Source organism: Micromonospora sp. URMC 107 (genome assembly GCF_051386315.1).
In the GTDB taxonomy this organism is placed as follows: domain Bacteria; phylum Actinomycetota; class Actinomycetes; order Mycobacteriales; family Micromonosporaceae; genus Micromonospora.
In genome coordinates this window covers 1-10467 of record NZ_JBPQTK010000168.1, presented here as the reverse complement: position 1 = coordinate 10467, position 10467 = coordinate 1, and the positions used below count along the sequence as shown (strand labels likewise).

The following is a 10467-nucleotide window of genomic DNA, read 5'->3' as shown; positions in this document are numbered from 1 at the left end:
CCCCACCGCCGCCCCGACCACCCCGCCCGCGCCGGGCGGCACCTGGACGGCGGGCCGGGCGTACCAGGTCGGTGACCAGGTCACCTACGGCGGCCTGACGTACCGCTGCCGGCAGGCGCACACCGCGCTCCCCGGCTGGGAACCGCCGCACGTGCCGGCGCTCTGGACCCAGGTCTGACCGGACGGGTGCGACCCGCCGCCGCGCGCGCCGCACCCGTCACCCCTTTTTCGGATCGGAGTACGCCATGCGACGGCTGCCCACGGTCGCCCTGCTCGTCGCCCTGCTGCTGGTGCCCGGCTGCGCCGCGCGGACCGCCCCGGCGTCGCCCGCCCCCGCGCCGCCGGCAACGGCCGCGACCGGAATGAACGGCCTGGACGTGGTCTTCCTGGCCACGTTGGCGGCCCACACCGAGCAGACGTTGGAGATGGTGCGGCTCGGCCGCGACCGGGTGACCGACCGGGAGCTGCGCACCCTGGTCGCCGCCATCGAGGTCACCGAGTCCGACGAACTCGCCACGATGCGCGGCTGGCTGCGCGACGCCGGGCCGGCCGCCGCCGAGGCCGCCCGCCGGCACGACCACGGAGACCACGGGACCGCAGCCGAGGACATGGCCCGCCTGCGGACCGCCCCGGACGGGCAGGTCGAACGCGTCCTGCTGGAGCTGCTCGCCCCGCACCAGGACGCGGCGGCCGACCTGGCCCGGGCGCACCAGACGGTCGGCGCCGATCCCCGGGTACGCGACTTCGCCCGGCGCGTCGAGCAGTCCCGTACGGCCGAGGTCTCGCTGATGGCCGGGCTGGCGGCGGGCCGGCGGGCCTGACCCCGGGCGCGCCGCCGTCGGCCCGTGACCCGGCGGCCGGTCCCCGGACCCCGCCGCCGGGGGACGCCTCAGGCGTCGGCGCGCGGCTCCAGCCGGATGGAGACGGAGTTGACGCAGTGCCGGGTGTCCTTCGGGGTGAAGCCCTCGCCCCGGAAGACGTGCCCGAGGTGGCTGTCGCACCGGGCGCAGCGGATCTCGGTGCGGGCCATGCCGAGGCTCCGGTCCTCGATCTCCTTGACCGCGCCGGGGATCGCGTCGTCGAAGCTGGGCCACCCGCAGTGCGAGTCGAACTTCGTGTCGCTGGGGTAGAGCTGCGCGCCGCAGGCCCGGCAGTGGTAGGTCCCCGGCGTCTTCGTGTCGACGTACTCGCCGGTCCACGGGCGCTCGGTGCCGGCCTCCCGCAGCACCCGGAACTCCTCCGGGCTGAGCCGGACCCGCCACTCTTCCTCGGTACGGGGCAGTTCACTCTCGTCAAGACTCACCCGCCAACGGTACGCCGGACGTCGGGGGTGTGGCATATGGTCGCGCAATGGGTGGCACGAAGGCCGCGGCCGAACAGATCGAGGTGGCCGGGCGCGACGTCCGGCTGACCAGCCCCGACCGGGTGATCTTTCCGCAGCGCGGCTTCACCAAGGCCGACGTCTTCCACTACTACCTCGCGGTGGGTGACGGCATCATGCGCGCCCTGCGCGACCGTCCCACCACGTTGCAGCGCTTCCCCGAGGGCGTCGAGGGGGAGGCGTTCTTCCAGAAGCGGGTGCCCACGCGGGGCGTGCCGCCGTGGGTGCAGACGGCCACCATCAGCTTCCCGAGCGGTCGCAGCGCGGCCGAGCTCTGCCCGGCCGACCTGGCCCACGTGGCGTGGGCCGCCCAGATGGGCACCATCGTGTTCCACCCCTGGCCGGTGCGCGCCGCCGACGTCGACCGCCCCGACGAGCTGCGCATCGACCTCGACCCGCAACCCGGCACCGACTTCGCCGACGCGGCCTCCGCCGCCGGGGAGCTGCGCGGGCTCCTCGACGAGCTGGGCGCCACCGGCTGGCCGAAGACCTCCGGCGGCCGTGGCGTGCACGTCTACCTGCGGATCGCGCCACGCTGGACGTTCACCGAGGTGCGCCGGGCCACCATCGCGCTGGCCCGCGAGCTGGAGCGGCGCCGGCCGGAGCTGGTGACCACCGCCTGGTGGAAGGAGCAGCGGGGCGAGCGCGTCTTCGTCGACTACAACCAGATGGCCCGCGACCGCACGATCGCCTGCGCGTACTCGCTGCGGGCCAACGCCCGGGCCACCGTGTCCACCCCGGTCACCTGGGACGAGCTGCTCGACGTCGACCCGGACGACTTCGACCTGCGCACCGTCCCGGCCCGGCTGGCCGAGCGCGGCGACGCGCACGCCGGCATCGACGAGACCGCGTGGGACATCAGCCCGCTGCTGGAGTGGGCCGACCGGGACGCCGCCACCGGCCAGGGCGACATGCCGTACCCGCCGGACCACCCGAAGATGCCCGGCGAGCCGAAGCGCGTGCAGCCCTCCAAGGACCGCGACCGCCCCCGCTGACCGCCCGCGCCGTCAGCGCCGGTCGCCGTACGCCTCCACCGCCTCCTTGGCCGAGCGCAGGTCCGCGCCGGTCGCCTTCCGGTACGCGGCGATCGCCTTGATCTTGTCGCCCCGGGCCAGGTGCTGCGCCACCTCGGGCGGCACGGGCGAGGCGTCCACCACGCCCAGGTGGTCCATCACCAGCCGGAGCCGGCGATCGATCTCGGCGAGCCGGTACGCGGTCCGCGCCTGCTCGGCCCTGCCCGGCAACTGGGCGGCGAGCAGCGCGACGACGGCCACCATCGCGACGGTGAGGGCGATCTCCATCCGGCGATCGAAGCACACCCGCGCCATCCCGCCGCCCCCCCCGCCCGGACCGCCGGCCGACGCTGCCGGATAACGATCAAGTAACGGGCGCGAACCTTTCCCGGCCCGTCGCCGCTCTCCCTGATCGTCGGCCCGACTCCGGGCCAGGGGAGGGCGTCGGATGAAGCTGGTGTGGAGGCGGGCCCGCGAGGCGCGGGGGCTGTTGCTCGCCGCGGTGGTCGCGGCCCTGGTGGCGGTCGCGTTGGTCACCGGGCTGTCCGACTACAACCGGCGGGCCGTCGAGGCCGGCCAGCGCGCGCTGCTCAGCGGGGCGTCGTTCGAGGAGCGCAGCCTCCTGGTGAGCGGCGCGGCCGGCCGGGACGCGGCCGAGTTCGCCACCCGGGACCGGGCGGTCCGCGACGGGTTCGCCGCCGGCCTCGGCGGCACGCCGGTCACCGTGGGCGCCGCCCGGTACGGCGGTGGCCGCGAGCTGACCGGCGACCTCGGGCCCGTGGTCCCCGACGGCGACGACCCGGTCTTCGCCAGCCTGGCGACCCTCGACGACCTGCCCCGCCACGCCGAGCTGACCGGCGGCGCCTGGCCCACCCCGGGGGCCTCCCCGATGCAGGTCACGCTGCCCGAGAAGGTCGCCGGCGCGCTCGGGATGACCGCCGGCGACCGGGTGCCGATGCTGGACCGCCGCTCCGACGAGGCCAGCACGGTGGTGCTCGCGGGAACCTGGCGGCCCCGCGACCCGGCCGAGGCGTACTGGCGGCTGGCACCCGGGGTCGGGGCCGGCAGCGTCGCGGACCCCGGCACCTCGTACGGGCCGTTCGTGCTGGACCCCGCGGACTTCGTCACCACCTACCCGGGCCCGGTGTCGGCGTCCTGGGTCGTCGAGCCGGACCTCGCGGCGGCGGCCGGCGCGGGCCGGCTGCCCGACGTGCGGCAGGCGCTCACCACGGCCCTCGTCGAGGTGCCCGAGGCGGCCGGGCTGGGCTCCTCCGGCCAGACCGTCACGGCGATCGACCGGCTCCTCGACCGCGTCACCCGGGCCGACCTGGTGGGCCGTTCCTCGCTGGCCACCCCGCTGCTGCTGATCGTCGTCCTCGGCGGGTACGCCCTGGTGCTCGTCGCCGCACTGCTGCACGAGGACCGGCGGAGCCAGACCGCGCTGCTCCGGGCCCGGGGCGCCGCGCGGCGGCAACTGGCCGGCCTGGCGGCCCGGGAGGCGGCCCTGGTCGTCCTGCCCGCCGGCGTGCTGGGGCCCCTGATCGCCGGCGAGGCGCTGCGGCACGTGGGTACCGGCGGCACCGCCCCGCTGACGCTCTCGCCCGGCAACACGACGCTGGTCTGGGCCGCCGCGGCGGCCACCGCCGCCGGCTGCCTGGTCGCGATGGTCGTCCCGACGTTGCGGGGGGCCGGCACGTACGTCGCCGACATGGCTGCCCGGTCCCGTCCCACCCGCGCCGCGAGCGTCCAACGGGCCAGCCTCGACCTGGTGCTGGTCGGCTTCGCGGTGCTGGCCTGGACCCAGCTGCGCCAGTACTCGTCGCCGGTGGCCGGGGCGGCCGGCCGGCTCGGGGTGGACCCGCTGCTGGTCGCCGCGCCGACGCTGGGCGTGCTGGCCGGCGCGGTCGTGGCGTTGCGGCTGCTGCCGCCCGCGACCCGGTTCGCCGAGCGGTTCGTCGACCGCAGGCCGTGGACCGCCACCATGTTCGGCATGTGGCAGGCGGGGCGGCGCCCGCACGCCGGCCCGGTGCTGCTGCTCGCCCTCGCCGTCGGCGGCAGCACCCTGGCCTGGTCGCTGGTGACCACGGGCGAGCTGTCGCAGGCCGACCAGGCCGACCACACCGTCGGCGCCGACCTGCGGGTGATCGAGCGCACCGGCTCGGCACCCGACGCCCGGGCCGGTCAGCTCGGCGCGCTGCCCGGCGTCGGCGAGGCGCTGCCGGCCTGGCGGGACGAGATCCGCCTCGGCCGCGGCGACCTGCCGACGACGGTGGTGAGCCTCGACGCCGCGGCCGCGGCCGACGTGCTGCGGCTCAACGAGCGGCTGACCGACGAGCCGGCGCCGGCGCTGCTGGACCGGCTGACCCGGGCGCGTGGCGCGCCGACCGGCCTGGAACTGCCCGCCGGCACCCGGTCGCTCACCGGCACGGTACGCACGCCCGTGCGCGCCGCCGTCACGCCGCACCGGGTCGGCCTCTGGGTGCTGCTGACCCGGGCGGACGGGCTGGCCTTCCGGCTGCCGGCCGGCAGCAGCGGCAGCGACGGCCGCCCGGCGCCGTTCACCGTCGCCGTCCCCGCCGGGGAGGGCCCGGTGCGCCTGTCCGGCTTCGAGGTCGACGGCGGGAGCGCGCGCGGGCAGGCGTACCGCGTGGAGGTGTCGGACCTGCGGCTGGTCGGCGCCGACGGCGCGGCCCGGCCGGCGTCGCTGACCGGCGAGTGGGTGGCCGTGGACGGCCAGGGCAAGCCCGTCGGCGCGCCGGTCACGGCCACCGGCCTGAGCGCCGAGTGGGAGGTCGAGTACCGGGCGGGCGGCCGGTTCGCGTTCCAGCCGCCGAGCCGGTTCGCCGTGGTGCCGGCCGGCGAGAACCGGCCGGTGCCCGCGCTGATGACCCCGGCCGTGCGCGACGCGTTGAGCCTGGGGGTCGGTGAGACGGTCAACCTCGCGCTGTCCGGCGCGACGGTGCCGGTCACGCTGGTCGGCGAGCTGGACGAGGTGCCGTCCACGGCCGGCGAGGGCGTGCTGCTGGACCTGCCGGCGGCGGCGGAGTGGCTGGTCCGGGACCGGGGCGGCGTCCGGCCGGTCGCGGAGTGGTGGCTGAGCACCGCCGGCGACGGCCACGCCGAGGCGGCCCGCGCGGCGGCCGGGTTGGCCGGCACCACGCTGCTCGACCGGCGGGAGGTGGCCGCGCGGGCCGCCGACGACCCGTACTGGCAGGGGGCGCGCACGGGGCTGCTCGCCGCCGCGCTCGGCTCGGTGCTGCTGGCCCTGGTCGGCCTGGTCGTCGACGTCTGGGCCACCGCCCGGCACCGGCTGGGGGAGTTCGCCGTGCTGCACACGCTCGGCGCCAGCCCCCGGCTGCTGGCCCGGGCGCTGCTGGCCGAGCAGACCTTCCTGGCCGGGATCGGCGTCGGCGTGGGCCTGCTGCTGGGCGCCGCGGTCGGCGCGACCATGGCCCCGCTGGTCATCCTCACGCCGTCCGCCGGCCGGCCGGTGCCGGAGGCCGCCTTCGTGCTGCCCTGGCTGCCCATCGGCCTGACCGCGCTCGGCCTGCTGCTGGCGGCACTCGCCTTCAGCGCGTTCATCGCCCTCGGCATCCGGCAGCGGGTGGCCGTGGCGCAGCTGCGGATCGGGGGAGACCGGTGACCGGGTGGAGCGTACGGACGACCAGGAGCGGAGACGGGGCGTGGTGAGCATCGGGGCGATCGTCCGCCGGGTCCGGGCGTACGGCGGGCAGTTCCTGCTCCTCGCGGCGCTGACGCTGGTCGCCACGCTGGTGATCAGCGGGGTGCCCAGGATCGTCAACGGGCACGCCCAGGAGGGCCTGCGGGCGCACCTGGGCGCCGTGCCGCCGCAGCAGCGGGACGTGACGTACTCGACGGGACCGCTCGTCGCGACGGACAACGACACCTCCCTGGTGGGCGCGCACCAGGTCGACCTGGCGGCGCTGGAGAGCCGGCTGCCGCCGGTCGTACGGCGGATGGTCGAACACCGGTGGTTCACCGGGGAGACCGGGGCCAACCTGGTGCGAGGGCCGGACCTGGCGGCGAAGAACCTCCTGGTCCACCTCGGCCTGCGCGCCGTGCCCGGGATCGAGGAGGCCGGCACGCTGGTCGAGGGGCGCTGGCCGGCCGACGCGCCGAAGGACCAGCCGGTGCAGGTCGCGCTGGCCGCGGAGGTCGCCCGCAAGCTGAACCTGCGGCTCGGCAGCCGGCTCACCCTCATCCCCCCGGAGCCGTCCTCGCCCGACTCCCCGCCCCGCGTCCCGCTCACCGTGGTCGGTCTCTTCCAGCCCCGCGCCGACACCGACGGGCTCTGGGACGGCCTGCCGCCGCTGCCGCGCGTCGTCGAGCCGGTGGGGGACGGCCAGCCCTTCATCGCCGTCGGCGTCGTCGACCCCGCCGCGCTGAACCGTCAGGCCGTCGCCGGCTGGCCGCTGACGTTCAGCTGGCGCTACCGCCTGGGCGCCGAGGGCATCGACGCCCGTGAGCTGGACCAGGTGATCGACGGCCTCCAGCAGCTGACCCGGGAGGCGGCCGGGCGCAACGTCGTGCAGGGGCTGGACATCCCGCTGCGGCAGTTCTCCGCCGAGGTGGACAGCGCCCGGACGGTGCTCGGGGTCATCGCGGCGGGCGTACTGGCCACGCTGACCGGGCTCGTCGTGCTGGCCGCCGGGTTGCTGGTGCGCCGCCGCCGGGCGGAGTTCACCCTGCTGCGCGCCCGGGGCGGGGCGGCCACCACGAGCGCGGGCCGCAGCCTGGCCGAGGCGTTGCTGGTGGTCCCGCCCGCCGGCGCGCTCGGTTGGCTGGTCGGCGGTCTCGCCCCGGGGGCACCGGGTGGGACCCGGTGGTTCGCCGTCGCCGCGACCGTCCTGGTGGCGTCGGCGCTGCCGGTGGCCACCCTCGCCGCGTCCACCGGCGGCACCGGGCGCAACGACCTGATCCGGTCGCGCCCCTCCGCGCGTCGCCTCACGGTGGAGGCGGGACTGCTGGTCCTCGCGGGCCTCGCGGTCGTGCTGCTGCGCCGCCGCGGCCTCACCCCCGGGGAGGTCGACCCGCTGCTGGTCTCGGTCCCGGTGCTGCTGGCCGTGGCCGCGGCGGTGGTCGCCATGCGGTTGTACCCGTGGCCGCTGCGGCTGGTCAGCCGGCTCGCGGCCCGGGCCCGGGGCAGCGTCGCCTTCCTGGGCACCGCCCGGGCCGGCCGATCCGTCGTCGCCCTGCCGGTGGTGGTCGTCGTGCTGGCCATCGCGACCGCGGCGTTCTGCGCGGTGACGGCCGCCGGGATCGAGGCGAGCCGGGACCGGGCCGCCAGCCGGGTGGTCCCCGCCGACGCCCTGATCCTCGGGGAGCGCATCGCCCCGGACACGGGCGCCGAGCTGGAGCGGCTGCCGGGGGTCCGCGCCGCGAGTCCCGTGCTGTACGAGGCGGGCCAGCGCCTGGCGAAGGACGCGATCGGCACCGAGACCCGGCTCGGCGGGGTGACCGTGCTCATGGTCGACGGCCCGGCCCTGGCCCGGATCGTCCGGGAGGCCGACGTCGACGTGACGGTGCCGGCGGCGCTGCTCGCCCCGGCCGGGGGAGCCGGCCCGCTGCCCGCGGTGGTCTCCCCGACGGTCGCCGCCGAGCTGGCCGACGCCGGCCTGGCCGGCTCCGCCTTCGTCAGCGCCCAGGGCCAGCGGTACGAGTTCCGGGTCGCCGGGCAGGCGGAGAGCTTCCCGCTGCTGCGCGCGGACAGCAGCCGGTTCGTCGTCCTGCCCTGGCAGTCCCTGCCCCGGCGGGACTACGCCGCCGTGCCGACCGGCTTCCTGGTGGCGGGCGACGACCTGGACGGCGACGCGCTGCGCCGGGCCGGCGACGCGGGACAGTCCCGCTTCCAGACCGGCGGGGCGGTCACCGGCCGGGAGCGCCCGCGCGGCGTGGAGGTGCTGACCTTCGCGGACACCCGCCGGCAGGTGGGGGAGGGCGGCGCGAACGGGGTGCTCGCCTTCGGCTTCACCGCCGGCGCGGCCGGCGGGACCGTGCTCGGCCTGCTCGCGATCGCCTTCACGGTGCTCGCCGGGGCCCGCGAGCGCGGCCAGGTGCTCTCCCGGCTGCGCACCCTCGGCCTGTCCCGACGCCAGTGGCGCGGCCTGCTGCTGGTGGAGTTGGCGCCGCTGGTGGGCGTCTCGGTGGTGACCGGTGCGCTGGTCGGCACGGCCCTGCCGCTGTTGCTCACCCCGGTGCTCGGCCTGTCCGCCTTCACCGACGGCGTCGAGGTCCGGGTGGCGTTCGAGCCCGGCCTGGCGGCCGCGGTCGTCGCCCTCGGGGCACTCGCCCTCGGCTTCGCGGTCGCCGTCGAGGCCCTGAACAACCGCCGGATGCGCCTCGGCGAGGTGCTCCGGCTCGGAGAGGAGAACTGACAATGACCGCTACCGCGGAAACCACCGCCGTGCCGGACCTGGCCGCCCTGCAACAGCGGGCCGCCCAGCGCGCGGCCGAGCGGGCCGGCGGCCGGGACCGGTTGCGCGGGCACATCGTCTGCGACGGCCTGGTCCGGATCTTCAAGACCGAGGGGGTGGAGGTGGTCGCCCTGCAGGGGCTCGACCTGGTCATCGACCGGGGCGAGCTGGTGGCGATCGTCGGTGCCTCCGGCTCCGGGAAGTCGACGCTGCTGAACATCCTCTCCGGGCTGGACACGCCCACCGCCGGCATCGCCCGGGTGGGGGAGTACGACCTGCTCAACCTCTCCACCCGGCGGCGACTGAGCTACCGGCGGAGCATGGTCGGATTCGTCTGGCAGCAGACCGGCCGCAACCTGCTGCCGTACCTGACCGCGTTGGAGAACGTCGAGCTGCCGATGCGGCTCGCCGGGCGGCGGGGCGGTCGGCGGGCCCACCGCGAGCGGGCCCGCGAGCTGCTCGACATGGTCGGGGTGGGCCACTGCGCCGACCGGCGGCCCGGGCAGCTCAGCGGCGGCGAGCAGCAGCGCTGCGCGGTCGCCGTGGCGGTGGCCAACGATCCCGAGGTCCTCTTCGCCGACGAGCCGACCGGTGAGCTGGACGAGGCGACCGGAGCCGACGTCTTCGCGGCGCTGCGCACCATCAACGCCGAACTCGGCGTCACCATCGTGGTGGTCACCCACGACCACGCCGTGGCCACCCAGGTCCGCCGCACCGTCGCGATACGCGACGGCCGGACCGCCTCCGAGGTACGCCGGACCGCGCGGATCGGCGCGGACGGCAGCACCGAACTGGTCAGCGAGGAGTACGCCGTGCTCGACCGCAGCGGCCGGATGCAGCTGCCGGCGCCCTTCGTGGACGCGCTGTCGCTGCGCGACCGGGTGCGGCTCAACCTGGAGCCGGACCACGTGGAGGTGCGCCCGGGCGACCGGGGCGGTGGCGGGTGCCACGGTCACCGACGAGGTGGTCCGGGTGGAGGGGGTCAGCCGCACGTTCGGCCGTGGCGAGCACGCCGTGCACGCCGTACGGGACGTCTCGTTCTCGGCCGGGCGGGGCGAGCTGGTCGCCGTGCGCGGGCGCTCCGGGGCGGGCAAGACGACCCTGCTCAACCTGGTGGGCGGGCTGGACCGGCCCGACTCGGGTCGGGTGGTGGTCGCCGGGCACGACGTCACCGGTGCCGGGGAGAAGGAGCTGCTGGAGCTTCGCCGCGGCACGGTCGGCTTCGTGTTCCAGACCTTCGGGCTGGTGCCGATCCTGTCCGCCGCCGAGAACGTCGGCGTACCGCTGCGGTTGGCGCGGGTCCCGGCGGCCGAGCGGGAGGAGCGGGTGGCGGTGCTGCTGGAGCTGGTGGGCCTCGGCGGGCACGCGGGCCAGCGGCCGTACGAGCTCTCGGGCGGGCAGCAGCAGCGGGTGGCGGTGGCGCGGGCCCTGGCCAACGAGCCGGACCTGCTGATCGCCGACGAGCCCACCGGCCAGCTCGACTCCGAGACCGGCCGGTCGATCATGGACCTGCTCCGGGCGGTCGTGCACGCCCGCGGGATGACCGCGCTGGTCGCCACCCACGACCCGACCCTGATCGACCTCGCCGACCGCGTCCTCACCCTCCGCGACGGCCACCTCCTCCCCACCTGACCCACCC

8 protein-coding genes and 1 pseudogene are annotated in these 10467 nt (G+C 76.9%); 7 read left to right on the top strand and 2 right to left on the bottom strand.

Annotated features, from left to right (window positions below; all coding sequences use genetic code 11):
• Both ACSNN9_RS25770 and ACSNN9_RS25765 read left to right on the top strand, forming a co-directional pair.
• Positions 1 to 178, top strand: a 178-nt coding sequence (locus ACSNN9_RS25770; RefSeq protein WP_436675787.1) for a carbohydrate-binding protein, incomplete at its 5' end; no start/stop codon positions are given.
• A 67-nt stretch (positions 179 to 245) separates the two neighbouring features.
• Entirely contained in the window at positions 246 to 821 is a 576-nt protein-coding gene (locus ACSNN9_RS25765) for a DUF305 domain-containing protein (protein ID WP_436675786.1), read from the top strand.
• 68 nt (positions 822 to 889) lie between these two features.
• On the opposite strand, the gene msrB is transcribed toward ACSNN9_RS25765, so the two are convergent.
• Complete coding sequence (msrB, locus tag ACSNN9_RS25760) at positions 890 to 1303, bottom strand: peptide-methionine (R)-S-oxide reductase MsrB (RefSeq protein WP_357879028.1); 414 nt, start codon at positions 1301 to 1303, stop codon at positions 890 to 892.
• Positions 1304 to 1350: 47 nt separating this feature from the next.
• Between msrB and ligD the strand changes: the two genes are divergently transcribed.
• On the top strand, positions 1351 to 2376 hold the full coding sequence (gene ligD, locus ACSNN9_RS25755; protein ID WP_436675785.1) for a non-homologous end-joining DNA ligase: 1026 nt from the start codon (positions 1351 to 1353) through the stop codon (positions 2374 to 2376).
• 12 nt (positions 2377 to 2388) lie between these two features.
• Here ligD and ACSNN9_RS25750 read toward each other — a convergent pair whose 3' ends face one another.
• Entirely contained in the window at positions 2389 to 2682 is a 294-nt protein-coding gene (locus ACSNN9_RS25750; RefSeq protein WP_436675784.1) for a hypothetical protein, read from the bottom strand.
• Positions 2683 to 2842: 160 nt separating this feature from the next.
• On the opposite strand from ACSNN9_RS25750, the gene ACSNN9_RS25745 reads away from it, so the two are divergent.
• The 4 genes and pseudogenes from ACSNN9_RS25745 (at position 2843) to ACSNN9_RS25730 (ending at position 10460) form a co-directional block, all read left to right on the top strand.
• Positions 2843 to 6037, top strand: coding sequence for an FtsX-like permease family protein (locus ACSNN9_RS25745; protein WP_436675783.1), 3195 nt, complete (start codon positions 2843 to 2845; stop codon positions 6035 to 6037).
• Positions 6038 to 6041: 4 nt separating this feature from the next.
• Positions 6042 to 8789 (top strand): FtsX-like permease family protein, encoded by a 2748-nt coding sequence (locus ACSNN9_RS25740; protein ID WP_436675782.1) that lies wholly within the window; start codon positions 6042 to 6044, stop codon positions 8787 to 8789.
• Positions 8790 to 8791: 2 nt separating this feature from the next.
• Positions 8792 to 9769 (top strand): annotated as a pseudogene (locus ACSNN9_RS25735) (ABC transporter ATP-binding protein); the annotation flags it as partial.
• A complete protein-coding gene (locus tag ACSNN9_RS25730; RefSeq protein WP_436675781.1) occupies positions 9765 to 10460 on the top strand; it encodes an ABC transporter ATP-binding protein in 696 nt (231 codons plus the stop codon). The pseudogene ACSNN9_RS25735 and the gene ACSNN9_RS25730, both read left to right, overlap by 5 nt.
• Positions 10461 to 10467 lie beyond the last annotated feature (7 nt).